The sequence below is a fragment of the Alloyangia pacifica genome, from assembly GCF_003111685.1.
Taxonomy (GTDB): domain Bacteria; phylum Pseudomonadota; class Alphaproteobacteria; order Rhodobacterales; family Rhodobacteraceae; genus Salipiger; species Salipiger pacificus_A.
The window spans coordinates 359,502-383,413 of record NZ_CP022189.1 but is presented as its reverse complement, the minus strand read 5'-3'; the positions used below and the strand labels follow the sequence as shown (position 1 = coordinate 383,413).

The 23,912-nt window shown below is 66.1% G+C and carries 23 protein-coding genes; 10 read left to right on the top strand and 13 right to left on the bottom strand.

All coding sequences use genetic code 11. The features are described 5' to 3' along the window. The first annotated feature begins 201 nt into the window (after positions 1 to 201). Entirely contained in the window at positions 202 to 1,959 is a 1,758-nt protein-coding gene (locus CEW88_RS01805; RefSeq protein WP_108964427.1) for a SulP family inorganic anion transporter, read from the top strand. Here CEW88_RS01805 and CEW88_RS01800 read toward each other — a convergent pair. The 3 genes from CEW88_RS01800 to CEW88_RS01790 all read right to left on the bottom strand — a co-directional run bounded on the left by CEW88_RS01800 (position 1,906) and on the right by CEW88_RS01790 (position 5,627). After that, a complete protein-coding gene (locus tag CEW88_RS01800; protein WP_368074599.1) occupies positions 1,906 to 2,622 on the bottom strand; it encodes a metallophosphoesterase in 717 nt (238 codons plus the stop codon). The two genes, CEW88_RS01805 and CEW88_RS01800, sit on opposite strands and share 54 nt — an antisense overlap. Positions 2,623 to 2,790: 168 nt before the next feature. Continuing rightward, complete coding sequence (serA, locus tag CEW88_RS01795) at positions 2,791 to 4,386, bottom strand: phosphoglycerate dehydrogenase (protein ID WP_108964425.1); 1,596 nt, start codon at positions 4,384 to 4,386, stop codon at positions 2,791 to 2,793. A gap of 86 nt (positions 4,387 to 4,472) precedes the next feature. Beyond that, complete coding sequence (locus CEW88_RS01790; protein ID WP_108964424.1) at positions 4,473 to 5,627, bottom strand: phosphoserine transaminase; 1,155 nt, start codon at positions 5,625 to 5,627, stop codon at positions 4,473 to 4,475. A 310-nt stretch (positions 5,628 to 5,937) separates the two neighbouring features. Between CEW88_RS01790 and dgt the strand changes: the two genes are divergently transcribed. Continuing rightward, positions 5,938 to 7,281 carry a dGTP triphosphohydrolase gene (dgt, locus tag CEW88_RS01785; protein ID WP_108964423.1) on the top strand — a complete coding sequence of 448 codons (1,344 nt, stop codon included), beginning with the start codon at positions 5,938 to 5,940 and terminating at the stop codon, positions 7,279 to 7,281. A gap of 137 nt (positions 7,282 to 7,418) precedes the next feature. Beyond that, entirely contained in the window at positions 7,419 to 7,754 is a 336-nt protein-coding gene (locus CEW88_RS01780; RefSeq protein WP_108964422.1) for a DUF2794 domain-containing protein, read from the top strand. A gap of 32 nt (positions 7,755 to 7,786) precedes the next feature. Here the strand turns inward: CEW88_RS01780 and speB are convergent, their stop codons facing one another. From speB to CEW88_RS01760, 4 genes are all read right to left on the bottom strand, one after another. Then, positions 7,787 to 8,749 carry an agmatinase gene (gene speB, locus CEW88_RS01775; protein WP_108964421.1) on the bottom strand — a complete coding sequence of 321 codons (963 nt, stop codon included), beginning with the start codon at positions 8,747 to 8,749 and terminating at the stop codon, positions 7,787 to 7,789. Between the two features lies 1 nt (position 8,750). After that, the gene (locus CEW88_RS01770; protein ID WP_108967485.1) at positions 8,751 to 9,587 is read right to left on the bottom strand and encodes a C40 family peptidase; all 837 of its coding nucleotides are present in this window, start codon (positions 9,585 to 9,587) and stop codon (positions 8,751 to 8,753) included. A 14-nt stretch (positions 9,588 to 9,601) separates the two neighbouring features. Continuing rightward, complete coding sequence (locus CEW88_RS01765) at positions 9,602 to 10,984, bottom strand: leucyl aminopeptidase family protein (RefSeq protein ID WP_108964420.1); 1,383 nt, start codon at positions 10,982 to 10,984, stop codon at positions 9,602 to 9,604. Between the two features lie 140 nt (positions 10,985 to 11,124). Next, positions 11,125 to 11,547, bottom strand: a complete 423-nt coding sequence (locus CEW88_RS01760; protein WP_254694423.1) for a hypothetical protein — start codon at positions 11,545 to 11,547, stop codon at positions 11,125 to 11,127. Between the two features lie 148 nt (positions 11,548 to 11,695). Here CEW88_RS01760 and CEW88_RS01755 point away from each other — a divergent pair, with 148 nt between their 5' ends. Then, on the top strand, positions 11,696 to 12,343 hold the full coding sequence (locus CEW88_RS01755) for a carbonic anhydrase (RefSeq protein ID WP_108964419.1): 648 nt from the start codon (positions 11,696 to 11,698) through the stop codon (positions 12,341 to 12,343). 13 nt (positions 12,344 to 12,356) lie between these two features. On the opposite strand, the gene CEW88_RS01750 is transcribed toward CEW88_RS01755, so the two are convergent. The 3 genes from CEW88_RS01750 to CEW88_RS01745 form a co-directional block, all read right to left on the bottom strand. Beyond that, a complete protein-coding gene (locus tag CEW88_RS01750) occupies positions 12,357 to 12,746 on the bottom strand; it encodes a hypothetical protein (protein WP_254694422.1) in 390 nt (129 codons plus the stop codon). A gap of 389 nt (positions 12,747 to 13,135) precedes the next feature. Continuing rightward, the gene (locus tag CEW88_RS24410) at positions 13,136 to 13,279 is read right to left on the bottom strand and encodes a hypothetical protein (protein WP_159099528.1); all 144 of its coding nucleotides are present in this window, start codon (positions 13,277 to 13,279) and stop codon (positions 13,136 to 13,138) included. 256 nt (positions 13,280 to 13,535) lie between these two features. After that, positions 13,536 to 14,558, bottom strand: coding sequence for an aspartate-semialdehyde dehydrogenase (locus CEW88_RS01745; protein ID WP_108964418.1), 1,023 nt, complete (start codon positions 14,556 to 14,558; stop codon positions 13,536 to 13,538). A 346-nt stretch (positions 14,559 to 14,904) separates the two neighbouring features. Here CEW88_RS01745 and CEW88_RS01740 point away from each other — a divergent pair, with 346 nt between their 5' ends. Further along, positions 14,905 to 16,875: a nucleoside-diphosphate sugar epimerase/dehydratase gene (locus tag CEW88_RS01740; RefSeq protein ID WP_108964417.1), complete on the top strand. Its 1,971-nt coding sequence runs from the start codon at positions 14,905 to 14,907 to the stop codon at positions 16,873 to 16,875. Positions 16,876 to 16,978: 103 nt separating this feature from the next. Here CEW88_RS01740 and CEW88_RS01735 read toward each other — a convergent pair whose 3' ends face one another. Next, the gene (locus tag CEW88_RS01735) at positions 16,979 to 17,821 is read right to left on the bottom strand and encodes an LOG family protein (RefSeq protein ID WP_108964416.1); all 843 of its coding nucleotides are present in this window, start codon (positions 17,819 to 17,821) and stop codon (positions 16,979 to 16,981) included. Positions 17,822 to 17,895: 74 nt separating this feature from the next. Between CEW88_RS01735 and CEW88_RS01730 the strand changes: the two genes are divergently transcribed. Next, on the top strand, positions 17,896 to 18,813 hold the full coding sequence (locus tag CEW88_RS01730; RefSeq protein ID WP_108964415.1) for a threonine/serine dehydratase: 918 nt from the start codon (positions 17,896 to 17,898) through the stop codon (positions 18,811 to 18,813). A gap of 99 nt (positions 18,814 to 18,912) precedes the next feature. Here CEW88_RS01730 and CEW88_RS01725 read toward each other — a convergent pair whose 3' ends face one another. Then, positions 18,913 to 19,308, bottom strand: coding sequence for a VOC family protein (locus tag CEW88_RS01725; protein WP_108964414.1), 396 nt, complete (start codon positions 19,306 to 19,308; stop codon positions 18,913 to 18,915). Positions 19,309 to 19,453: 145 nt separating this feature from the next. On the opposite strand from CEW88_RS01725, the gene dapD reads away from it, so the two are divergent. The 4 genes from dapD to CEW88_RS01705 all read left to right on the top strand — a co-directional run bounded on the left by dapD (position 19,454) and on the right by CEW88_RS01705 (position 22,144). After that, on the top strand, positions 19,454 to 20,281 hold the full coding sequence (dapD, locus tag CEW88_RS01720; protein WP_108964413.1) for a 2,3,4,5-tetrahydropyridine-2,6-dicarboxylate N-succinyltransferase: 828 nt from the start codon (positions 19,454 to 19,456) through the stop codon (positions 20,279 to 20,281). 174 nt (positions 20,282 to 20,455) lie between these two features. Continuing rightward, on the top strand, positions 20,456 to 20,698 hold the full coding sequence (locus tag CEW88_RS01715; protein WP_108964412.1) for a GlsB/YeaQ/YmgE family stress response membrane protein: 243 nt from the start codon (positions 20,456 to 20,458) through the stop codon (positions 20,696 to 20,698). Positions 20,699 to 20,702: 4 nt separating this feature from the next. Next, positions 20,703 to 21,734: a sodium:calcium antiporter gene (locus tag CEW88_RS01710; RefSeq protein ID WP_108964411.1), complete on the top strand. Its 1,032-nt coding sequence runs from the start codon at positions 20,703 to 20,705 to the stop codon at positions 21,732 to 21,734. A gap of 68 nt (positions 21,735 to 21,802) precedes the next feature. Continuing rightward, positions 21,803 to 22,144 carry a hypothetical protein gene (locus CEW88_RS01705; RefSeq protein ID WP_108964410.1) on the top strand — a complete coding sequence of 114 codons (342 nt, stop codon included), beginning with the start codon at positions 21,803 to 21,805 and terminating at the stop codon, positions 22,142 to 22,144. 6 nt (positions 22,145 to 22,150) lie between these two features. Here CEW88_RS01705 and ade read toward each other — a convergent pair whose 3' ends face one another. Beyond that, positions 22,151 to 23,848, bottom strand: a complete 1,698-nt coding sequence (ade, locus tag CEW88_RS01700; protein ID WP_108964409.1) for an adenine deaminase — start codon at positions 23,846 to 23,848, stop codon at positions 22,151 to 22,153. Positions 23,849 to 23,912 lie beyond the last annotated feature (64 nt).

Sequence of the window (23,912 nt, the reverse complement as noted above, 5' to 3'; positions counted from 1 at the left end):
AGAACGTGGCTGGGCAGTTCCCAGATCGTGAGGGTCTAGGCAAGATATTCTTCTGGAAATTAAACCTTTACGCGGACAATGTTCTTCGCGATGGAATTGCCGCGGAACATGAGTTTCGCCCTTCACAAATTCCCTTTATTGAATATATAGGTATCACATCCCCGACTCCTCTTGGGGAACGCGCAATTCAGGACCTTGCCCATGCGACTTCCCCGCCTGACCCGCTACCTGCCGATCCTCGACTGGGCGCGAACCTACGATCGAGACACTGCGACCTCGGACCTCGTGGCCGCGGTCATCGTGACAATCATGCTGATCCCGCAGTCGCTGGCCTATGCCCTGCTTGCCGGGCTGCCCGCCGAGATGGGGCTTTATGCCTCGATCCTGCCGCTGGTGGCCTATGCGATCTTCGGCACCAGCCGGGCGCTGGCCGTGGGCCCCGTGGCCGTGGTGTCGCTGATGACCGCCGCGGCGATCGGGCAGCTCGGGCTCAGCGATCCCGCGCAGATCGCGCTCGCCGCGGTCACCCTGGCCTTCATCTCCGGCGTCTTTCTGGTGGCCATTGGTGTGCTGCGCCTCGGCTTTTTGGCCAACTTCCTCAGCCACCCGGTGATCGCCGGTTTCATCACCGCCTCGGGCGTGCTGATCGCCGCCTCGCAGCTCAAGCATATCTTCGGCATCAGCGCCGAGGGCCACACGCTGGTCGATCTTGTCGGCGCGCTGATTGCCCACCTGCCCGAGACCAACGGCATCACACTGGCAATCGGGGTCGCCGCCACGGCCTTCCTGTTCTGGGTCCGCAAAGGGCTGAAGCCGATGCTCCGGAAGATGGGGTTCGGTCCGCGGATGGCCGATATCCTCGCAAAGGCCGGACCCGTCGCCGCGGTTGCTGTGACCACGCTGCTCACCTGGGGTCTCGGCCTGAACGAGATGGGTGTGAAGGTCGTAGGAGATGTGCCGACGGGCCTGCCGCCCTTCTCGGTGCCCTCCTTTGACCTGGGCATGTGGAAGACGCTGCTGATGCCAGCGATCCTGATCTCGATCATCGGCTTCGTGGAGTCGGTCTCGGTCGCCCAGACCCTCGCCGCAAAGCGCCGCCAGCGGATCGATCCGGACCAGGAACTGGTTGGCCTCGGCGCCTCGAACATCGGCTCGGCGCTCTCGGGCGGCTTCCCGGTCACGGGGGGCTTCTCGCGCTCGGTGGTGAACTTCGACGCGGGCGCCGAGACCCCCGCCGCGGGCGCCTATACCGCCGTGGGGATCGGCCTTGCGACGCTGCTCCTGACGCCGCTGTTGTTCTTCCTGCCCAAGGCCACGCTGGCCGCTACGATCATCGTCGCGGTGCTGAGCCTCGTCGATTTCTCGATCCTCAAGAAGACCTGGACCTACTCCAAGGTCGACTTCACCGCCGTTTCAGCCACCATCGTGCTGACCCTGCTTGTCGGCGTCGAGGTCGGCGTCTCGGCGGGTGTGCTGCTGTCGATCCTGCTGCATCTCTACAAGACGTCCAAGCCGCATGTGGCCGAGGTCGGTCTGGTGCCGGGCACACATCACTTCCGCAACGTGCTGCGCCACGAGGTCGAGACCCTGCCGGGCGTGCTGACCCTGCGGGTGGACGAGAGCCTCTATTTCGTCAACGCGCGCTTTCTCGAGGAATACGTGCTGAGCCGCGTCGCCGAGTGCCAGAACCTGCGCCACGTGGTGCTGATGTTCCCGGCGGTGAACGAGGTCGACATGAGCGCGCTGGAGACGCTGGAAGAGATCAACCGGCGCCTGTCGGAACAGGGTATCACCCTGCACCTGACCGAGGTGAAGGGCCCGGTGATGGACCGACTCAAGCGCTCTCACTTCCTGCACGAACTCTCCGGGCAGGTGTTCCTGTCGCAATACGAGGCCTGGTGTGTCCTAAAGCCGGACGCGTCCTCCGGGGCCGAGCACAAAGGCCTCGGGGCCCAGTAGCAGACCCGGTCGGAGCGGACGCCCGTAGCCTGCTCCGCCATCCATGTTGAGACGGTTCGAATAGAGCTGCGGCGCGTCGAGCGCCGTGTGGCCATGCACCACCAGCCGCCCCCAATCGCCCTGCCAGTCGAGGAAGGGCGCGCGGATCCACACCAGATCATCCTCCTTCTGGTAGTTCAGCAGCACCCCCGGTCGCAGCCCGGCGTGGACGAAGATGTGCTCTTCGGTCTCATGCAGACGCGGCAGGTTCGCGATCCAGTCGCGGTGGGCCTGTGGGACCGCCTCCAGCGCATCGGCATGGATGTCGTTAAGGTCGCGCCCCTCGCTCACATCCACTCCGTAAGAGGCCAGCGTGCGCGCCCCGCCCAGCGGCGGATCGGTCCAGAGCAGCGGACGCGAAACGTTGGGGTCCATGTAGCGCGGATTGCCCAGGTAGCGGAGCAGGAAGCGGTCGTGGTTGCCCATCAGGCAGGTCCAGGGCCGGCCCTCGGCCTGCCCCTGCATCAGCAACTCGATCACCGCGCGGGAGTCGGGTCCGCGGTCGACGTAATCGCCCAGGAAGACGATGGGCGCGCCGGCGTGGGCGTCGTTTGCGATGTACTCGAGCGCTTCATGTAGCCGGTCGATATGGCCATGAATGTCACCGATGACGAATATGGGCATGATGAGAGGTCCTTTCCGTAGGGTCTACTTGGACCCCGGCGCCGGGGGAGGCAAGGGCGGGCGCACCGCTAAACCTGCGCAGGGGCGCGACCTCACGAAAAAGGGGCGCCCCGCGAGGCGCCCCTGTCTTCTCTGTCCCTGTCGTACCTTCGGCCTTTGGCCTTCTTATCAGGCGACTTCGAATTCCAACGGTTTCACCTGCTGGAAGAGGCCGGTATCGCGCAGCGCGGACACCACGCCCTCGTCGATCGCCTCGTCGAGGTAGGCAATGGCGATCGCCTCGCCCCCCGCCGCGGCGCGGCCGAGAGTGAAGTTCGCGAGGTTGACCTTGTGGTCGCCCAGCATCGAGCCCAGCTTGCCGATGATGCCCGGCACGTCCTTGTTGGTGGTGTAGAGCATGTGCTCTCCCACCTCGGCCTCGATGTTGATGCCCTTGATCTGGATGAAGCGCGGTTTGCCATCCGAGAACACGGTGCCCGCGACCGAACGCTCGCGCTTCTCGGTGACCACGGTCACCTTGATGTAGCCGTCGAAGGCGCCCGACTGTTCCTGGTTGGTGGTCGAGATCTGGATGCCGCGCTCCTTCGCGATCACCGGGGCCGAGACCATGTTCACCTCGGGCGAGATGGTCTTCATGATGCCTGCGATCAGCGAGCAGTTCAGCGCCGGCAGGTTCATCTCGGCAACAGAGCCATCATAGAGGATGTTGATCGCGGTAATCGCCTCGTCGGTCATCTGGCCGATGAAATTGCCGAGGTGGCCAGCAAGCTTGATCCACGGCCCCATGACCTTGGCTTCCTCGGCCGTCACCGAGGGCATGTTCAGCGCGTTGGTCACGGCACCCGTCAGCAGGTAGTCGGCCATCTGTTCGGCCACCTGCAGCGCGACGTTCTCCTGAGCTTCGGTGGTCGAGGCGCCAAGGTGCGGTGTGCAGACCACGTTGGGCAGATTGAACAGCGGGTTCTCGGTGGCGGGCTCCTGGGCGAAGACGTCGAAGGCGGCGCCGGCGACGTGGCCCGACTTCAGCAGCTCGGCCAGTGCCTCCTCGTCGACAAGGCCACCGCGGGCGCAGTTGATGATCCGCACGCCCTTCTTGGTCTTCGCGAGGTTCTCGCGGCCAAGGATGTTGCGGGTCTGGTCGGTCAGCGGCACGTGCAGCGTGATGAAGTCGGCGCGTGCCAGCAGTTCGTCGAGCTCGACCTTCTCCACACCCATCTTGTCGGCCTTCTCGTGGCCCAGGAAGGGATCATAGGCCACGACCTTCATCTTCAGGCCGCGGGCCCGGTCGCAGACGATGCCGCCGATGTTGCCGGCACCGATCACGCCGAGGGTCTTGCCGGTCAGCTCGACGCCCATGAACTTCGACTTTTCCCACTTGCCTGCGTGGGTCGAGGCGGAGGCCTCGGGCAGCTGGCGGGCGACGGCGAACATCATCGCGATGGCGTGCTCGGCAGTGGTGATCATGTTGCCAAAGGGGGTGTTCATCACGATGACACCCTTCTTCGACGCGGCTTCCTTGTCGATATTGTCGGTGCCGATGCCCGCGCGGCCGACGACCTTCAGTCGAGTGGCATTCTCGAGGATCGAGGGGGTGACCTTGGTGGCCGAGCGGATGGCGAGACCATCGTAGTCGCCAATCACGGCGGCGAGCGCCTCCTTGTCCTTGCCCAGCTCGGGGCGGAAATCGACCTCGATACCGCGATCGCGGAAGATCTGAACGGCAGCGTCGGAAAGCTTGTCGGAGATGAGAACCTTGGGAGCCATGACAGCGGTCCTTTCGGGGGAAAATCTGGATGCGAGGAGAGACGGGACCGCCCGCGCGGTCCCGCGATTTCGTCAAATCTTGGGGATCAGGCCGTCTCGGCCTGTGCCTCGATCTCGGTCTCGAAGGCCCATTCGAGCCACAGCGTCAGCGCCTCGATGTCGGCGCTTTCCACGGTGGCACCGCACCAGATGCGCAGGCCCGCCGGGGCGTCGCGATAGGCACCGATGTCGTAGGCGACGTGGTAGGTCTCGAGCTTCTTAGCCACCGCCTTGGCAAAGGCCGCGCCATCCTTGATCCGGTCGTCGGCGAACTTCAGGCACACCGAGGTATTGGACCGGGTGGCATCATCCTCGGCGAGGTTGGCGATCCAGTCGTGACGATCGCAGAAGTCCCAGAGAACCTTTGCGTTGGTGTCCGCCCGCTCCTGCAGCCCCTTGAGGCCACCGACCTTGCGCGCCCACTCGAGCGCGACGAGGTAATCCTCGACCGCCAGCATCGACGGGGTGTTGATCGTCTCGCCGACGAAGATGCCCTCGATCAGCTTGCCGCCCTTTGTGAGGCGGAAGATCTTCGGCAGCGGCCAGGCGGGGGTGTAGTTTTCCAGCCGCTCGACGGCGCGGGGGCTCAGCACGAGGATACCGTGCGCCGCTTCGCCGCCCATCACCTTCTGCCAGGAGAAGGTGGTGACGTCGAGCTTGTCCCAGGGCAAGTCCTGCGCGAAGGCGGCCGAGGTCGCGTCGCAGATGGTCAGGCCGGCGCGGTCTGCGGGGATCGCGTCGCCGCTGGGAACGCGCACGCCCGAGGTGGTGCCGTTCCAGGTGAAGACGACGTCATTGTCGAAGTTCACCGTCGCGAGGTCGACGATCTGGCCGTAGTCGGCGGTCTTCACCTCGGCGTCGATCTTCAGCTGTTTCACCACATCGGTGACCCAGCCCGCGCCGAAGGATTCCCAGGCCAGCATCTCGGCCTTGCGGGCGCCGAGCATCGACCACATCGCCATTTCAACCGCACCGGTGTCCGAGGCGGGGACGATGCCGATCTTGTAGTCGGCGGGAATGTTCAGGATCTCGCGGGTGCCTTCGATGGCAGCCTTCAGCTTGTCCTTGCCGACCTTGGCGCGGTGCGAACGACCGAGCGGAGCATCGGACAGCATGTCCAGCGAGAAATGGGGGATCTTGGCACAGGGGCCGGAAGAAAAGCGCGGGTTTGCCGGCCGCGCGGACGGTTGGGGTCTAGCCATTTATCTCTAACCTTACAGATAGTCGCCCTTCGTTGGGGAAGGGTGTCCCGCTGCTGCATCTATGGGAGCGCGCGGATTCGAGCAAGACGTGAAATGAACCCATTGCGTCGCTTTTTGGTGATTGCTTGCGCGGCGTGGAGCGGATCGGAAACTTTCGTGTCCGCGCAGCGATGAGTGCCCTCTGTTCTGGGGCTCGACTCCCACCAGCTGCGCAGCCTCCGCGCGCATATCTCTGACGAGAAGAACGCGCGTCTTTCCCCTCTGCGCCGGCTCGGCTAGGTGTGCAGCGGACCAAAGCGGGGAACAAGCGATGTTGTGGACCGAGCTTCTTTGCGCCGAACGGCTGCGCGATCCGAGCTACATCGAGGGGCGCAACCGGTCGATCTTCGTGCAGGACCATGACCGCATCGTCTTTTCGGCCCCCTTCCGCCGTCTGGCCAACAAGACCCAGGTTCACCCGCTCTACGAAAACGACCACATCCACCACCGGCTGATCCATTCGGTCGAGGTTGGCAGCGTTGGGCGCTCGCTTGCGATGCACATCGGGCAGTGGCTGATCGAACAGGGCGAGATCGCCCCGCATGAGGATCACAGCCTTGCAAACGTGGTGCACGCCGCCTGCGCGGCGCATGACATCGGGAATCCGCCCTTTGGCCATTCCGGCGAGGACTCGATCGGCACCTGGTTCGCCGAGCGCTTCGACGCGGGACGTGGGCTCTGCGGCGCGCTCGACCCCGCGCTCCGCCCGGAGTTCACCGCCTTCGAGGGCAACGCGCAGGGCTTTCGCATCGTCTCCCGGCTGGAGATGTACCGCAATGCCGGCGGCATGCGCCTGTCAAAGGCCGTGCTGGGCGCCTTCATGAAGTATCCGGCCACGGCCGCCACTCGCGCGGACCTGCCCGAGGCGGTGCGCAAGGGCTACGTGGGTCTGAAGAAATTCGGCGTCTTCGCTGGCGAGGAGCCGCTCTTTGCCGAGGTGGCTCAGGGCTGCGGCCTGCCAATGGAGCAAAGCGCCGCGGGCCGCTGGTGGCGCCGCCACCCGCTGGTCTTCGTCGTCGAGGCGGCGGATGACATCTGCTACAACATCGTCGATCTCGAAGACGCCTTCACCTCGGGCGACCTGCCCTTCGACGTGGTACGCGACGCGCTCACCGAACTGGCCGGACGGCCCAATCGCGACACCACCGGCTACACCCGGGGCGAGGAGATCGCGCTGCTGCGCGCGCTGGCCATCGGCCGAGCGATCGAGGCCTGCGTCGCCGCTTTCCGCGCAAACTACGCGGCGATCATGGACGGCAGCTTTTCCGGCGCTCTGGTGGAGGTCTCGGAGTGCGGCACGAGCTTCGCGCAGATCGGCACGCTCGCGCAGGAAAGGATCTTCACCTCCGGGCGCAAGACCGAACTGGAGATCTCGGGCCGCCAGGTGATCCGCAATGTGCTGGACGGGGTGCTGCCTGTCTTCGAAGCGCTGGCTGCGGCGGGATGGGATGAGACCGCGCTCAAGGGCCATCCGGCGCAGATCGCCCGAGCGCTCTCTCTCGATCTGCGCGCCATCGATGGACCCGAGGCGGCGTTGCACGGGCTGGCGGATTTCGTCTCCGGCATGACCGACCGCTACGCGCTGTCCATCTCGCGGATGCTCTCGGGAACCTGAAACGCGCCGCGACAGCCGGCGGGCTGACACAAGACAACTTGCGCCGCGCGGAATAATCGGGTCCAAAAGAAAGGCTTATGCGCACAAGAGACGCGCGGGGTCTTGATTTGTGACCACATCGGGCGCAGCTTTGAGAGATGAACAGCCTGACACCCTTTCCGGGACAGGGCAGCGATGTGGTTGCCTTTCACCGGACCGAGCTGAACGTGATCCTCTCGCTCTATGGCCGCATGGTGGCGGCCGGGGAATGGCGCGACTATGGCATCTCCTCGCTCAGGGACGTGGCGGTGTTTTCCGTCTTCCGACGTACCGCCGAACATCCGCTCTACCGCATCGAGAAACGCCCCAAGCTGCGCCAGCGGCAGGGCGAATACGCGGTGATCACCTTGGAGGGGCAGGTCCTCAAGCGCGGGCACGATCTGAAGACCGTGCTGCGGGTGCTCGAGCGCAAGCTAATCCGCGCGGTGGAATGATCCGCGCGGTGTGACCGCGCGGACCGGATGCCTCAGCTTCCCTTGCCGACCATGGCGCAGAGCAGCTCGAACATGATCGTCACCCCGAGGAAAGCGGTGCCGCCCGAGGCGTCGAAGGGCGGCGAGACCTCGACGAGGTCCGCACCCACGATGTTCAAGCCCATCAGCTCGCGCACGACCTGCAGTGCCTGATAGGAGTTCGGCCCGCCGATCTCGGGCGTGCCGGTGCCGGGGGCGAAGGTCGGATCGACGAAATCGATGTCGTAGCTGACATAGGTGGGCAGGGTGCCGACGATCTCGCGCGCCTCGGCCATCACGTCGGCCACGCCGCGGGCGTGGAACTCCTCGATCGGAATGATGCGGATGCCCTCCGCCTTGGCGAAGTCGCGGTCCTCGTGGTCGTACATCGGGCCGCGGATGCCGATCTGCACGATGCGCTTGGGGTCGAGCAGCCCCTCTTCCACCGCGCGGCGGAAAGGCGTGCCATGGGTGTACTTGAAGCCGCCGAAATAGCTGTCCCAGAGGTCGGTGTGGCTGTCGAAATGCACCATGCCGAGCGGCTTTGCCTTGCCGAGAGCGCGCAGGACAGGCAGCGAGCAGAGATGATCGCCGCCGCCTGTGAGCGGTCTGATGCCCGCGGCCACGATCTTATCGTAAAAGGCAGTGATGCGCGCCATGCTGTCCTGGACGTCGACAGGGTTCGGGCCGACGTCGCCGAGATCGGCGCAAGCCGCAACCTCGAAGGGGCGGATACCGAAATGCCCGTGCTCGGCGCGGATCATCGTCGAGGCGTCACGCAGCTGGCGCGGGCCGTGGCGCGGGCCGGGGCGGTTGGTGGTTCCGCTGTCCCAGGGCACGCCGACGAGGCCGATCTCGACCTCGTTGAAACGTGCGTGGTCCGGTTGCACCAGCGGCAGGCGCATGAAGGTGGGGATACCCGCGTAGCGCGGCAGGTCCATGCCCGAGACGGGGTGGAAGAAGGGATCGCTGGTCATGTCAGGCTCCGGTCGGGGTCAGGCGGGCGTGGCGGGTGACTTCGCCGTCGCCCTGCGTCACGATGCGCGTCAGCGCGCTGGCGATGGGCTCATGGGCGACGGCCATGTGATAGGCGTTTGCGTGCAGCAGGGTCTGCGGATCGGCAACCCAGGCAACGTGCCCTTTCCAGAACAGCAGATCGCCGCGCTTCGGGGCGGTGCCGGGCGCGAGGGTCTCGCCAAGCGCCCGCTCTTGCAGGTCGCTGTCGCCAGGGCAGTCGATACCGCAGGCGTGCAGGCCGGCCTGCACCAGCCCCGAGCAGTCGATGCCCATCGCCGAGTTGCCGCCCCAGAGGTACGGCGTGCCGAGCAGTCGTTCCGAGACGGCGACCGGGTCGGGCTCCGGGCGATCCAGCGGCAGCAGGTGGCCGGCGGGGACGAACCCTGCGTCGGTCTCGAGGAAGCTGCCCGATTGACCGGTGACGCAAAGCCGCGCGCCGAGGGTCAGGAAGGCACGGTCGGGCGTCTTTAGGTTGGCCTCGGCATAGGCGTGGGTGGCGCGGGTGGCGACGCGGTGCGTGGGCGCGGTGCGCGGGCCAAGCGCCTCCTCCGAGACGTAGCCCACGAAGCCATCGGCCTGCGCCTGCACGAAGGCCCAGCCCTCGTGGCGCTCGTAGACGGTAACGACAGCCCCATAGGTCAGCTGCCGGTCGCGCGCGCCGCCCGGGGATTTGAGCAGGTCGGCGACGGCGGCGCTGACCGACGCAGGCTCGCCTGCGCTGAAATACTGCGCCTCGACCTGCCCCTGCAGGTGTGCGGCGGCGACACGGCCGTTGGCGGGAGTCAGGCGGCGGTCCATCTGCATGCTGTCCTTCACAGGCCCAGCACCTGCGGCAGCGCACCGAGGATGGCGCGCGGCCCCTGCCCCAGCCCCCCCTTGGGCCGCGCCGGGGCGGGAGAGGGATTCCAGGCGTAGATGTCAAAATGCGCGTATGGCGTGTCGGTCACGAAGCGGCGCAGGAAGAGCGCCGCGGTGATCGAGCCCGCCATGCCGCCCGCCGGGGCGTTGTCGAGATCGGCGATGCCGGGCTCGATCTTGTCCTCGTAGGGCTCCCAGAAGGGCAGGCGCCAGACCGGGTCCGCAGCCGGGCCGCTGGCCTTGGTGAGCGCGGCCGCAAAGCCTTCGTCATCGGTGTAGAAGGGCGCGAGATCGGGGCCGACCGCAACCCGGGCGGCGCCGGTGAGCGTCGCCATCGACAGGATGAAGTCGGGCTTTTCCTCGTCCGCCAGCGCCAGCGCGTCGGCCAGCACGAGCCGGCCCTCGGCATCGGTGTTGTTGATCTCGACCGTCAGCCCCTTGCGCGAGGTGAGGATGTCCTGCGGACGGAAGGCATCCCCGCTGACCGAATTCTCCACCGCCGGGATCAGCACCCGCAGCTGCAACTGCAGCCCCAGAGCCATGATCATCCGGGCAAGACCCAGCACGTTGGCCGCGCCGCCCATGTCTTTCTTCATCAGCCCCATGGAGCTGCCGGGTTTGAGGTTGAGACCCCCGGTGTCGAAGCAGACGCCCTTGCCGACCAGCGTCAGCCTCGGGCCGGACGTGCCCCAGCGCATGTCGATCAGCCGCGGTGCACGCGGGCTGGCGCGGCCGACGGCGTGGATCATCGGGAAATTCTTCTCGAGCAGCGCCGCGCCGGTGGTCACCTCAATCTCGGCCTTGAACTCAGCGGCGAGGCTGCGCGCCGCAGCCTCGAGCTGCTCCGGCCCCATGTCGGAGGCGGGGGTGTTCACCAGGTCGCGGGTCAGCGCCTCGGCGGCTGCGAGAACCTCGAGTTTTGCCGCATCGACCCGCTCGGGGGCGACGAGGCGCGGCATCTCGGGCGCCTCTCCGGCGTAGCGCGTGAAGCGATAGCCCGCGAGCAGCCAACCGAGCGCCTCTTCCTCGGCGGCAGCGGCCGGCAGGCCCGAGGCGACACGATAAGTGCCGCAGGCAAGCCGGGTGACGCCTGCGGCCAGCACAAAGCGGGTACGGCGGCGGCGCGCGGCGGTTCCGTAGCCGAGCAGCGCTGCCTCGGGAGCGCCGCTTTCGCCGGGAATCATCAGTGCATTGCCGATCTCGCCCGCGAAGCCGCTGGCCTCCACCCAGGTGCGCACGCGCGCGGGCTGGTCTGCCAGCCAGCTCTCCAGCGCCTCGGCCTCGATCACATGCAACGGCAGGGCGCCGGCGTCGGCGGGTGCGAAAGTCAGGTTCATGAAGGTCCCCTTGGTCGGTTTGCGCCGAGCCTATCGGAGCCAGCGGCACCCGCAAGGGGGCGGGCCGCCGGGACGTTCGGCGGTGACGCTTGCGTGAGGAGACAGCGGCCGCTCCGGGGCTGGACGGCGCACGCCGGATGTCAGCCCCCCTGGTCCTCCATATCCCAGATGGCGTAGAGCGAGCGCTCCCCGACCCGGCCGAGCCGCGCCACGGTGGCTGCAAGCGCCACGGCGTCGCCATCGCCAAGACAGGTCAGCACGTCCTCGGAAATCCGCGCGACCGACTGCATCCCGAGACATCTCGCGATGCCGCCAAGCTCGCGCGCATGGCGGGAGGCATCGTGCCAGCGGCCCTGCGCATGCACCCGATCAAGCTCACCAAGACGGTAGGCCAGCTCCTCCATCGCGCGGCAGAGCGCATTTTCCGCCTCGGAGGGGCCGAGCCGGGCGAAGATCTCCTCGAGCGGCTGCGGGTCGAGTCCGGCCTTCTCGAAGGGTGCGAGCACAGCGATCTGGGACACCGCCCTGGCGCCTGTCGGGCCGGACGTCAGCGATTTGGTCACCGCCCTCTCCTCATCTCTGCGCCCCCACGGCAGCGCTGTCATAGCGGACCCCGGTTCCCAAAAGGTTAGATGATGGCGTTTCTTCTCTCGAATTCCGCGACAATCCCGCGTATCCCGTCAAAGGCTTCAAGTTGCTTGGAGGATCGAGATGCACAACGCCAAACCGCTACCCGCCTACCTGGTGCAGAGGTTCCAGGGCTGGAAGGCAACCAGCTATGCAGAAAATTCCTCGTGGTACCGACGCCTCGCCTCCGAGGGCCAGCACCCGCGCGCCATGATCATCTCGTGCTGCGACAGCCGGGTGCATGTCACCTCGATTTTCGGGGCGGATACCGGCGAGTTCTTCATTCACCGCAACATTGCCAACCTCGTGCCGCCCTACAAGCCCGACGGTCAACAGCACGGCACCTCGGCGGCGGTCGAATACGCGGTCACCGCGCTCAAGGTCGCCCATGTCATCGTCATGGGCCACTCGAGCTGCGGCGGCGTGAAGGGCTGCCTCGACATGTGCTCGGGCGATGCGCCCCAGCTCGAGGAGAAGTCGAGCTTCGTGGGCCGCTGGATGGACATCCTGCGCCCCGGCTACGAGCGGGTGGTCGAGCGCAAGCCTGAGGACATGGCCCGCGCGCTCGAAAAGGAATCGGTGCTGGTCTCGCTGGAGAACCTGATGACCTTCCCCTTCGTGCGAGAGGCGGTCGAATCGCAGCACCTGACGATCCATGGCCTTTGGCACGACATCGGCAGCGGATCGCTGGAATGTTACGACCCGAAAGCCGGCGACTACGTCGTCGTCTGAGTGGCCCCGCGGCTCAGCCCTGAAGCCTTGCGCTCAGCCCGTCGCGGCTGAGCCGAAGCGCCGGGCGCCCGAGCCGCGCCGCCAGACCCCGCAGGGGCGCGCCGAGGCTGCGCCCCGTGCAAATCTCCGCGCCGCTGTCGAGCCGGTTGAGAATCATCCGCCCGGCGCGAAAGCCGAGACCGAATCCCTTCTCCCGCAACCGCATCACCAGATCGCCCCAACTGGAGGCGGCTTCGATCTGCGGCAGCACAACCATGCGAAGAAGCGCCGCGGTCTCGGAATCGAGATCGCCCGGCAATGTGTCGGGCGCGCGCGGTTTCTCGGGGTCGGAGGGGGGCAGGACTGGCGAATAATCGCCGAAACGTGGCGCTGGCAAGGCGCCGGAACGATCAAAACTATCCATTGCTCAAATCTCGTCCATACTGAAAAGACGTCGAGTGTACCACGGATCATCCCCCGACCGGATCACGATTGGCGACGGCATGTGACGAGGGGACTGTGACGGGCATCGTTCGGCGAATGGATCGGCGGTCGTCAGCCGAGCGTCAAAGAACCAGCGGGGCCCGCGACCACCCGACCACGCGCCCCGCCATTACTGGTACAACACACACTCCGAAACACTCGGAGACCCCCGCGTCCATGCCGGCACTCAAAACAACGCCGCCGGCGAAACTCAACGCGACACGAGGGTCGATGGGGGCTCGAAACTCCCCACCCCCGGGGGATAACTCGCCTTGTTACGTGGCGACCTCAGGTCGCCGAGGCGGCACTCGTAAAAATCCCTTGGTCCCTTCAGGCCGGCAGGCGGAAGCCGCGCAGCAGGCGCGCCATCAGGGTGGGAATAGGACGGCTCCGCCGGCTCAGCAGCGACATGTCGCGGGCAGCAACGGCAACGATGCGGCGGCCACGGGCGACGTCTGCGAGATCGATGGTCATATCGGCACTCCTTTGACTGGCTGCGCCTTCTGGCGGGTGCGGCGGAAACCGTCGCTGTTGGTGCACCTTTTCTACCAGCGGCTGCATTGCCCGCCCATCCTGACGGCGGAGTAGGTGCTGCTCCCAGTGGGCGAGGCCCACCTATCCCAATGGATGGGGTGCGATCCGAATTTCTGCGAAATGCTTATAAACACGAAAAAAACCCGCCCCCTTTCGGGGACGGGCGTTAACGATTTGTTAGTGATTTGAGAGAGCCTCAGCCCTTCTTGAGCACTTTTTGCCCAAGCACCTCTGCAATCTGAACGGCATTGAGTGCCGCGCCCTTGCGCAGGTTGTCCGAAACGCACCAGAGGTTCAGGCCGTTCTCGATCGTGCTGTCCTGGCGGATCCGGCTGATGAAGGTGGCGAAATCTCCCACGCATTCCTTCGGCGTGATGTAGCCTCCGTCTTCGCGCTTATCGATCACCATGATGCCCGGCGCCTCGCGCAGGATGTCACGCGCCTCGTCCTCGTCGAGGAAGTCCTCGAACTCGATGTTGATCGCTTCCGAGTGACCGACGAAAACCGGCACGCGCACGCAGGTCGCGGTCAGCTTGATGGACGGGTCGATGATCTTCTTGGTCTCGGCGACCATCTTCCACTCTTCCTTGGTCGAGCCGTCTTCCATGAAGACGTCGATGTGCGGAATGACGTTGAAGGCGATTTCCTTGGGGTACTTCTTGGGCGGCACCTCGGAGACCGGGTTGTAGACCGACTTGGTCTGCTCCCAAAGCTCGTCCATGCCTTCCTTGCCCGAGCCCGAAACCGACTGGTAGGTCGACACGACGACGCGCTTGATCTTGGCGCGGTCGTGCAGCGGCTTCAGCGCCACGACCATCTGCGCGGTCGAGCAGTTGGGGTTCGCGATGATGTTCTTTTTCGAATAGCCATGCACCGCGTCGGCGTTCACTTCCGGCACGATCAGCGGAACGTCCGGGTCGTAGCGGTAAAGCGAGCTGTTGTCGATCACCACGCAGCCCGCGGCCGCCGCCTTGGGGGCGAACTCCTTGGTCGGACCCGAGCCCACGGCAAAGAGTGCAATGTCCCAGCCGGTGAAGTCGAAGGTGGCAAGATCCTGGGTCTTGAGTGTCTTGTCGCCGAAGCTCACCTCGGTTCCCAGAGATTTTCGCGATGCAAGCACGGCGATCTCATCGACCGGGAACTCGCGCTCGGCGAGGATGTTCAGCATTTCACGGCCCACGTTCCCCGTGGCGCCGGCAACAACGACCTTGTAGCCCATGGTTCTGGCTCTCCTTCCTGGTTGCTGCGCGCGAGTGGATCCCGCGATGCAGGCTGGCGCGCGTCATATCGCATGCCACCTATATCGGGAAGGGCTGTTTTCCACTGCGCCGCGGCGACCGGCGGGCCCATGCTGCGAAATAACCACGCTTCCGGCAAACTTTGCCACAAAACCCCGGAATGCCGGGGGTTTTCCTTCTCCGCCGCCGATTTTCGTGGCATTGAAATCGCATTCTAGGGAAGAAATCCGCTCTTCCGTGCGCAAGCTGCATCTCCGCCCTTGTCCAATGTTTAGGCAAGTGCGTAGATCACGAACGTATTTGAAGACTATTTGGGCAGAAGCAACAATGCGGCGAACGACTAAGAGGCAGCAGAACTCCAAAAGCCGCACCGGTGCCGCCAAGACGAGATCTCGCCCCAGCAAGACAAGGCTGCGCTTCTACCGTTCCGCCATCTCGCTGTCTCGCCCCCAGAAGCAGGTCATCTTCCTAAGCCTCGATATCTTCATGGTCGCCGCGGCGCTCGGTCTTGCGCTGATGCTCCACGCGATGGTGCGCGCCGGCCTGCCAAGCGCCGCGCAGCTGACCCCGCTGGTCATCCTGATCATGCTGGCGGGCGGCGCAATCTCCTGGCACCTGCAATTGCCGCGGATCAAGCTCAACGCCTTCGAGACCCGCGCGATCACCCGCACCGCGCTCTTCTCGGTGCTGACCGCGGTGGCGGCGCTGGTCATCGACGCGCTGCTCTCGCCTGGGCTTGCGATTCCGGTCTATTTCAACTTCGGCATCCTGCTCATGGTCCTCAGCGCCTTCTGGCGGATCGCGCTGCGCCACGTCACCATCGTCGCCTACCGCCGCACCAAGCCGCGGATGCGGGTTCTGATCTACGGCGCCGGCAAGACCGGCCAGCAGCTGGTCGCGGCGCTGCGCCAGGACGAAGCCATCGAGCCGGTTTGCTTCGTCGACGACAATCCGACGTTGCAATCGCTGGTGGTCTCGGGGCTGCGCGTGCATGCGCCCTCGACGGTCAAACACCTGATCGAGACCCGCAACATCGACCGCGTGGTGCTCGCCATGCCCTCGATCCGCCCGCCCGAGCTGGCGCGGATCGCCCACCGGCTTCGCGCCATCGGCTGCGAGGTCCACGCCCTGCCCTCCTTCGCCGAGTTGGTTGGCGATGGCGAACTGCGCAAACGCGTCTCGCCGGTGTCGCTCGATGACCTGCTTGGTCGCGGCCGGCTCGAGAGCGAGCTGCCGGGCGTCAGCCACGCCTACTCCGGGCGCCGCATTCTGATCACCGGCGCCGGCGGCTCCATCGGCTCCGAGCTCTGCCGTCAGCTGCTCGGCTGCAAGCCCGAGTGCATTGTCGCGCTCGATCACTCGGAACTGGCGCTCTACAACATCGACAAGGAGCTGCGCGACCTCTCTGGCCACGGGCTCAAGATCACCCCCGTGCTCGGCTCGGTGCTTGACGAGACGCTCGTCGCCCGCGTGCTCGAGCAATACCGCATCGACGTGGTGCTGCACGCCGCCGCCTACAAGCACCTGCCTCTGGTCGAGAACAACGTCATCGCCGGCATGCGCAACAACGTGCTGGGCACCAAGGTCATCGCGGAGGCCGCCCGCGAGGCCGGGGTCGAGCGCTTCATCCTCGTTTCCTCTGACAAGGCCGTGCGCCCGACCAACGTCATGGGCGCCTCGAAGCGCCTCGCCGAACTGCTGGTGCAGGATCTCGCCACCCGCAGCAGCGACACCCGCTTCTCGATGGTCCGCTTCGGCAACGTGCTGGGCTCTTCCGGCTCGGTGATCCCGCTCTTCGAGGAGCAGATCGCCCGCGGCGGCCCGGTCACTCTCACCGACACCCGGGTAACCCGCTACTTCATGACCATTTCGGAAGCCGCGCGCTTGGTGTTGCTGGCCGGCTCCTTCTCGCGCGGCGGCGACGTCTTCGTGCTCGACATGGGCGAGCCGGTGCCGATCCACAAGCTGGCCCGCCAGATGATCGAGGGCGCCGGCTACACGGTGCGCGACGACGAGACCCCCGACGGCGATATCGAGATCAAGGTAACCGGCCTGCGCCCGGGCGAGAAGCTGCATGAAGAACTGCTGATCTCGACCGACATGCTGACCACGCCGCACCACAAGATCCTGCGCGCGCAGGAGAGCTACCTGTCGGAATTCGAGATCGCGACTGCCATGAAGGACCTCCGCCAGGCCATCGGCGAGCGCGACGAGGCATTCGCCCGTGAAATCATCGCGCGCTGGGTCGAGCGCAGCGAGGAGGTGCCGGCCAAGGCGGAAGAGAAACAATCGCTCTGACCGCAGCCCCGGCAGCGTTTGCGACGGGACGCACGAAACGGCAGACATCAAAAAGGGGCGCGGATCACGCGCCCCTTCTTCGTGTCTTCTGGAGGCTCTCGCCTTACCGGCCGGGGATGTCGCTGCGCGCCGGGGCCGGATCCCATTCCTCGATGAGATGCGCCGCTTCTTCCGCGCTTTCGACGAAACGGAAGAGATCGAGATCCTCGGGGCTGATCGTTCCCGCCTCCTGCAGCGCCTCCCAGTTGATGATCGTCTCCCAGAACTCGCGGCCGAAGAGCAGGAAGGGCACCCGCTCCATGCGTCCGGTCTGGATCAGGGTCAGCGCTTCGAACATCTCGTCGAGCGTGCCGAAGCCGCCCGGGAAGACGCAGATGGCGCGCGCGCGCATCAGGAAATGCATCTTGCGGATCGCGAAATAGTGGAAGTTGAAACACAGGTTCGGCGTCACATATGCATTCGGCGCCTGTTCGTGCGGCAGCACAATGTTGAGCCCGATGGAAACGCCCCCCACCTCTTCGGCGCCGCGGTTCCCCGCCTCCATCACGCCCGGCCCGCCGCCGGTGGTGATGACGAATTCCCGGTTGCCGGTGGCCAGCGACTTGCGAGTCATCACCTGCGCGAAGAGCCGCGCTTCCTCGTAGAAGCGCGACAGGTCCGCCAAGGTCTGCGTCCGCGCGCCTTCCTTGTGTTCCGGCGCGGGAATCCGCGCCCCGCCGAACAGCACGATGGTGCTTTCGATCTGCCGCTCGTCGAGCTCGAGCTGCGGCTTCAGCAACTCGAGCTGCAGCCGGACCGGGCGCAGCTCCTCGCGGCACAGGAAGGCCTCGTCGGCAAAGGCGAGTCGGTAGGACGGGGCGCGCGTCTGCGGCGTATCCGGGATCTGCTCGGCAGTCCGGCGGTCACGTCCCGCGTCGCGGAAAATGGAATGGCGTTCGTCGTTCATGTCGGCCGTCCTTGTTCTGCTCAGACTCTGAATATAGCGTGCGCAGCGCCAAGAGCATCAGGGGAAAACGGAAAATGGACTGGAAAGCCGAGATCGCCGCCGCCGCAGACCGCAGCAGCGCCCATGTGCAGCGCACCCCGGTGATGCGCAGCGCGGTGCTGTGGGATCAGCCGATCGACCTTAAGCTCGAGCAGATGCAGCACACCGGCAGCTTCAAGGCGCGCGGCGCCTTCAACACGCTGCTCAGCCTGCCGGTGCCGGGCGCCGGGGTTGTGGCGGCCTCCGGTGGCAACCACGGGGCCGCAGTTGCCTACGCCGCCACGCAACTCGGCCACCGCGCCCAGATCTTCGTGCCCGAGATGGCAGGCCCTGCCAAGATTGCCCTGATCGAGCGCACCGGCGCGGCGCTCACCGTGGTGCCCGGTGAGTACGCCAATGCACTGGAGCAGGCCCGCGCCTATGAGGCCGAGACCGGCGCGATGCAGGTACACGCCTATGACGCCGTCCCCACCCTCGCCGGGCAGGGCACCGTCATGCGCGAGTGGGAACAGCAGGGGCTTGCGGCCGACACGGTGCTGATCGCCGTGGGTGGCGGTGGGTTGATCGGCGGCGCGCTGGCCTGGCTGCAGGGCGCGCGCCGGGTCATTGCCGTCGAGCCGGAACAGGCCCGCACGCTGGATGCCGCGCTGCAGGCCGGCGCGCCGGTCGATGTCGAGGTTTCCGGTGTCGCCGCCAATGCCCTCGGCGCCCGGCGCATCGGCAGCCTCTGCTTCGAGCTGGCGCGAAGGCACCTCACCCGTCGCGTCACCGTCACCGACGAGGCCATCACCGAGGCGCAGCGCGCGCTCTGGCAGGCTCACCGCCTGTTGGTCGAGCCGGCCGGGGCCACCGCCCTTGCCGCGCTCCGCTCGGGCGCCTACCGCCCCGAACCGGGCGAGCGCGTCGCCGTGCTGCTCTGCGGCGGCAATATAGCGCCCGACCCGCTCGGCTGAGCCCGCGCGCGTCTTCGGGACACAAGTCTCCGGGAGGGCCGGCGGCAGAGCAGAGGCAGAGCCCCCCTCTTCCTCCGCCCTGCCGCGCCGGTCAGCGGATCAAGAGAATCGCCCGCTGCGCTCCAGAACCTCGATCTGGTAGCCATCGGGATCGGCGATGAAGAAGAACCGGCCCACCACCTCGCCCGCCGGGGCAAATTCCACCAGCTTCCGCGGCGCAAGGCCCGCCGCCGTCAGCCGCGCATGCTCGGCCTCGAGGTCCGCGACCGAGACCGCGAGATGCCCATAGCCATCGCCGATCTCGTAGGGCTCCGTCCGCCCCTTGTTCACCGTCAACTCGAGCTCGAAATCGCTCTCGGGGGTGCGGAGGTAGATCAACGTGAAGTCCGGGAAATCCAGACGGTCCGCCACCTTCAACCCGAAAGCGGTGTCGTAGAAGGCCAGCGAGCGCGCCTCGTCGAGCACGCGGATCATGCTGTGGATAGGTTTTGCCATCGGTCTCTCCTGTCTTGGCCTGCCCTGCAGGCGCCGCACCTCGACGGCTCGCCCATTGGGAGCATAGGGGGCTGCCCACTGTTCGGATTGTCGCGGCGGCACCCTGCCGCTATAGGGCAGTAAACCCGCACGAGAGGAGACGCAAATGTCCAACGCCCAGCTCGAGACCGCCATCGAAGCCGCCTGGGAGGCGCGCGACACGATCACCCCCGCAACCACCGGCGAAACCCGCCACGCCATCGAGGACACGCTCAACGCCCTCGACAGCGGCACGCTGCGCGTGGCGGAGAAACAGGCGGACGGCAGCTGGCACGTCAACCAGTGGGCTAAGAAGGCGGTGCTGCTCGGCTTCCGCATCAAGGACATGGAGCAGCACGACGGCGGCCCGCAGGGCTCTGGCTGGTGGGACAAGGTCGACAGCAAGTTCAAAGGCTGGGGCGACAACCAGTGGAAGGCCGCGGGCTTCCGCGCGGTGCCCAACGCCGTTGTGCGCAAGTCGGCCTATATCGCGCCGGGCGTGGTGCTGATGCCGTCGTTCGTCAACCTCGGCGCCTATGTCGACAGCGGCACCATGGTGGACACCTGGGCAACCGTCGGTTCCTGCGCGCAGATCGGCAAGGGCGTGCACCTCTCGGGCGGCGTCGGCATCGGCGGCGTGCTCGAGCCCATGCAGGCCGGCCCGACCATCATCGAGGACAACTGCTTCATCGGCGCGCGTTCGGAAGTCGTCGAGGGCGTGATCGTCCGCGAGGGCTCGGTGCTCGGCATGGGCGTCTTCCTCGGCCAGTCGACCAAGATCGTCGACCGCGAGACCGGCGAAGTCATGTACGGCGAAGTGCCGCCCTACTCGGTGGTCGTCGCGGGCTCAATGCCCTCGAAGAACGGCGTCAGCCTCTACTGCGCGGTCATCGTCAAGCGTGTCGACGAAAAGACCCGCTCGAAGACCGGCATCAACGAGCTGCTGCGCGACTGAGCGTGCGGGCCCCGGCCCGGCAGACCATTCGGAACGGGGCGCCGCGCGGCGCCCCTTTTCTTTGCATCCCCCCACACATCGAACGCCGCCGGGCCCCGGCGCGCCCGATCTCGGAACCATTCTCCGCCCAAGGCGTTCTCCCTGCGTCACTTTTCCAAATGAGGGATACGCACCATGGGTCTCGGAATTCTTGCGTCCATTATCGTCGGCGGGCTTGCAGGCTGGATTGCCTCTATGATCATGAAGGCCGACACCGGCATTCTCACCAATGTCATCCTCGGCATCATCGGCGCGGTCGTGCTGAACCTGATCCTGTCGCTGGTCGGCATTTACGCCGCCAACACCTGGATCCCGCAGCTCTTCGTCGGCATCATCGGTGCCTGCCTGCTGATCTGGGGCTACCGCAAGCTGCGCTGACCTCTTGATCGCCTCCCTCTCCCTGCCCTGGCTGCTGGCCATCTTCGCGGTGGCCGGCGCCATCGTCGTGGCGGTGTCGGTGCGCGCGACCTCGCTTGCCGACCTCATCGCTGATCGCACACGCATGGGAGAGGCACTGGCGGGCGGTGTTCTGCTCGGCGGAGCCACCTCTCTTTCGGGGGTCGTCGTCTCTGTGACCGGCGCGGCGAGCGGGGACGCCAGCTTTGCCGTCTCCAATGCGGTGGGCGGCATTGCCGCGCAGACGTTGTTCCTCGCCATCGCCGACCTGCTGCACCGCCGTGCCAATCTGGAGCACGCCGCCGCCGAACCGGCGAACCTGTTCCAGGCAGTGATGCTCATGCTGCTGCTGTCGCTTCCCCTGGCCGCGATGGCCGGGCCGGAAATCACCCTGCTCGGCATCCACCCGATCTCACCCCTCATGCTCATTGCCTACATCGCGGGCGTGAAACTCTCGGCCTCGGTACGCGAGCAACCCATGTGGCAGCCGGTGGAGACTTCCGACACCCGCCACGACGAACCCGACGACGAGAACGACCCTCAGGCCCCGGTGATGAGGCCGGCGCTGATCTTCGCGGCGCTGGTGGCGATCATGGGGCTCTGCGGATGGGTGATCTCACAGGTCGGCAGCACGTTCATCACTCGCTTTGGCCTCGGCTCCAGCCTCGTCGGCGCGCTGATCACCGCCACTGTCACCTCGCTGCCAGAGTTGATCACCACGCTGGTCGCCGTGCGCCGCGGCGCATTGCAGCTTGCCGTGGGCGGGATCATCGGCGGCAATACCTTCGACACGCTGTTCCTTGTCTTCTCCGACGTGGCCTACCGCGAAGGCTCGCTGTTCCACCACATGACCCAGACAGATGTCTACTGGCTGGCGACGGGCCTCATCATGACCGCCATCCTGCTCGGCGGGCTTATCCTCCGCCAGCGCGAGGGTCCGGCCCGGATCGGCATCGAGAGCGTGTTGATGATGGCGGTCTACGCCTGTGCCGTGGCGGTCGCCGTGATCGCCCCCTGACGCGGCTTGCTTGACATGTCCCTGCCGCTTGCGCATTGCGGACGGCAACCATCGCGGAGCGAGAGAACATGGGCAAGAAACCGTCGAAACAGCAGGTCTACACGCTTCTGGTCGAGGTCGGCCGCAAGGATGGCGACGGTCTGCCCAAGGGCGCGACCGGCGCCGGGCTGCTCTGCTACGCCTCCGGCGTGGACGAGGCAGAGGCAGTGCGCGAGACCGTGGCGATCCTCAAGCAGGCGGACATGAACCCGCTCGACGTGACCGGCTACGGCACAGAGGAAGAGCGCGTCGCGCAGGGCATGGAGATCGACGACGCGGAACGCGAGCTGATGGGCCGCGCCCTCGAGGAGAACTCGGTGATCGTCGCCCAGGTCACCCCGTTCTACGACGATGACGAGGACGAAGAGTGATCCCGCTCAGCCGGAGATGATCTCGAATTTCGTGACATCCACCATGCCGCGGTCGGTGATCTTTAGCGCGGGGATCACCGGCAGCGCAAGGAAGGCGAGCTGCAGGAAGGGCTCCTCGAGCGTTACCCCCAGACCGCGCGCCGCGGCGCGCAGTTCCACAAGCCGGTCGCGCACCTCCTCGAAGGGCAAGAGGCTCATCAGCCCCGCCACCGGCAGCGCCAGCTCGGCGATGATTTTCCCCTCCGCCGCCACCACGAAGCCCCCCTCGATCTCCGCCAGACGGTTCGAGGCCAGCGCCATGTCGGCATAGTCCGCGCCGACACAGGCGATGTTGTGATGGTCGTGGCAGACGGTCGAGGCGATCGCCCCCTTCTGCAACCCGAAACCGCGCACGAAGCCCGTGGCGATATTGCCGTTCTTGCCGTGCCGCTCGACCACCGCGATGCGGATCAGATCCCGCGCCACGTCGGGCGCCTTGTCACCGTTCTCGATCGCGACGGTCTCGTGCAGGTGATCGGTGAGGATCTGCCCCTCGCGGATGCCGATCACATCGGTCTCCTCGCGATTGGCAGTTGCGCGGAAGCTCTGCGCACCAAGCTTAGGCGCATGCACCGACCCGCGCCCAACCTCGGGGATCGTCTCGCGCGCGGCAAAGGTCGCGTCATCCACCACAACGCCGCCCGCCAAGACCAGCTGCGCGTGGCACCCCTCGAGGCTGTCGATCGCCACGATGTCCGCCCGTTTGCCCGGCGCGATCATGCCGCGGTCCTTCAGGCCAAACGCCTCGGCCGCCGACAGCGACGCCGCGCGATAGGCGGCCAGCGGCGGCGTGCCCAACGCGATCAATGTGCGGATCATGTAATCGAGATGCCCATGCTCGCCGATGTCCAGCGGGTTCCGGTCGTCGGTGCAGAGGCACATGTAGGGCGAGGTGCGCTCGCTGAGCAGCGGCTGCAGCGCGTGCAGGTCCTTGCTGACGGACCCTTCGCGGATCAGCACACGCATTCCCTTGCGCAGCTTCTCCAGCGCCTCCTCTGCGCTGGTCGCCTCGTGCTCGGTACGGATGCCCGCCGCGACATATGCATTGAGATCGCGGCCCGACAGCAGCGGACAATGCCCGTCGATATGCGCGCCCTCGAAAAGCTTGAGCTTCTTCATCGCCTCGGGATCGCGAAAGATCACTCCGGGGTAGTTCATGAACTCCGCCAGTCCGATCCCCGAGGCATGGCCCATCAGCGCGGCGATGTCCTCGGCCAGCAACTCCGCGCCGGCGGTTTCCATGTGGGTCGACGGCACGCAGGAAGAAAGCTGCACCCGAATGTCCATGAGCGTATGCGCGGAGGCCTGCTGGAAATACCGGATGCCCTCGGCGCCGATCACATTGGCGATCTCATGCGGATCACAGATCGCCGTGGTCACCCCGCGCGGCGTCACGCAGCGGTCGAACTCGAAGGGGGTGACCAGAGAGCTCTCGATGTGCAAATGCGTATCGATGAACCCGGGCACGAGGATCGCGCCGCCGACGTCGATCTCCTCGCGCCCCGCATAACTTTCGTAAACTCCGACGATCGTGTCGCCGCAGATCGCCACATCGCCCGCGATCAGCTCGCCGGTGACCAGATCGAAAATCCGCCCGCCCTTGAGCACCAGATCCGCCGCCTCGTCCCCGCGCCCCTGCGCGATCTTCGTCTCGAGTTCCGCCATGCCCGTCTCCGTCCGCCGCTCTTCGTTGTGTCTTGCTGTCGTGTTTTGCGAAGCCTGCCACAGC

Bases quoted from the DNA above. Each gene is read 5' to 3' on its own strand.
- CEW88_RS01805 (WP_108964427.1), top strand. From the start codon at position 202: ATGCGACTTCCCCGCCTGACCCGCTACCTGCCGATCCTCGACTGGGCG.
- CEW88_RS01800 (WP_368074599.1), bottom strand. From the start codon at position 2,622: ATGCCCATATTCGTCATCGGTGACATTCATGGCCATATCGACCGGCTA.
- serA (WP_108964425.1), bottom strand. From the start codon at position 4,386: ATGGCTCCCAAGGTTCTCATCTCCGACAAGCTTTCCGACGCTGCCGTT.
- CEW88_RS01790 (WP_108964424.1), bottom strand. From the start codon at position 5,627: ATGGCTAGACCCCAACCGTCCGCGCGGCCGGCAAACCCGCGCTTTTCT.
- dgt (WP_108964423.1), top strand. From the start codon at position 5,938: ATGTTGTGGACCGAGCTTCTTTGCGCCGAACGGCTGCGCGATCCGAGC.
- CEW88_RS01780 (WP_108964422.1), top strand. From the start codon at position 7,419: ATGAACAGCCTGACACCCTTTCCGGGACAGGGCAGCGATGTGGTTGCC.
- speB (WP_108964421.1), bottom strand. From the start codon at position 8,749: ATGACCAGCGATCCCTTCTTCCACCCCGTCTCGGGCATGGACCTGCCG.
- CEW88_RS01770 (WP_108967485.1), bottom strand. From the start codon at position 9,587: ATGGACCGCCGCCTGACTCCCGCCAACGGCCGTGTCGCCGCCGCACAC.
- CEW88_RS01765 (WP_108964420.1), bottom strand. From the start codon at position 10,984: ATGAACCTGACTTTCGCACCCGCCGACGCCGGCGCCCTGCCGTTGCAT.
- CEW88_RS01755 (WP_108964419.1), top strand. From the start codon at position 11,696: ATGCACAACGCCAAACCGCTACCCGCCTACCTGGTGCAGAGGTTCCAG.
- CEW88_RS01750 (WP_254694422.1), bottom strand. From the start codon at position 12,746: ATGGATAGTTTTGATCGTTCCGGCGCCTTGCCAGCGCCACGTTTCGGC.
- CEW88_RS24410 (WP_159099528.1), bottom strand. From the start codon at position 13,279: ATGACCATCGATCTCGCAGACGTCGCCCGTGGCCGCCGCATCGTTGCC.
- CEW88_RS01745 (WP_108964418.1), bottom strand. From the start codon at position 14,558: ATGGGCTACAAGGTCGTTGTTGCCGGCGCCACGGGGAACGTGGGCCGT.
- CEW88_RS01740 (WP_108964417.1), top strand. From the start codon at position 14,905: ATGCGGCGAACGACTAAGAGGCAGCAGAACTCCAAAAGCCGCACCGGT.
- CEW88_RS01735 (WP_108964416.1), bottom strand. From the start codon at position 17,821: ATGAACGACGAACGCCATTCCATTTTCCGCGACGCGGGACGTGACCGC.
- CEW88_RS01730 (WP_108964415.1), top strand. From the start codon at position 17,896: ATGGACTGGAAAGCCGAGATCGCCGCCGCCGCAGACCGCAGCAGCGCC.
- CEW88_RS01725 (WP_108964414.1), bottom strand. From the start codon at position 19,308: ATGGCAAAACCTATCCACAGCATGATCCGCGTGCTCGACGAGGCGCGC.
- dapD (WP_108964413.1), top strand. From the start codon at position 19,454: ATGTCCAACGCCCAGCTCGAGACCGCCATCGAAGCCGCCTGGGAGGCG.
- CEW88_RS01715 (WP_108964412.1), top strand. From the start codon at position 20,456: ATGGGTCTCGGAATTCTTGCGTCCATTATCGTCGGCGGGCTTGCAGGC.
- CEW88_RS01705 (WP_108964410.1), top strand. From the start codon at position 21,803: ATGGGCAAGAAACCGTCGAAACAGCAGGTCTACACGCTTCTGGTCGAG.
- ade (WP_108964409.1), bottom strand. From the start codon at position 23,848: ATGGCGGAACTCGAGACGAAGATCGCGCAGGGGCGCGGGGACGAGGCG.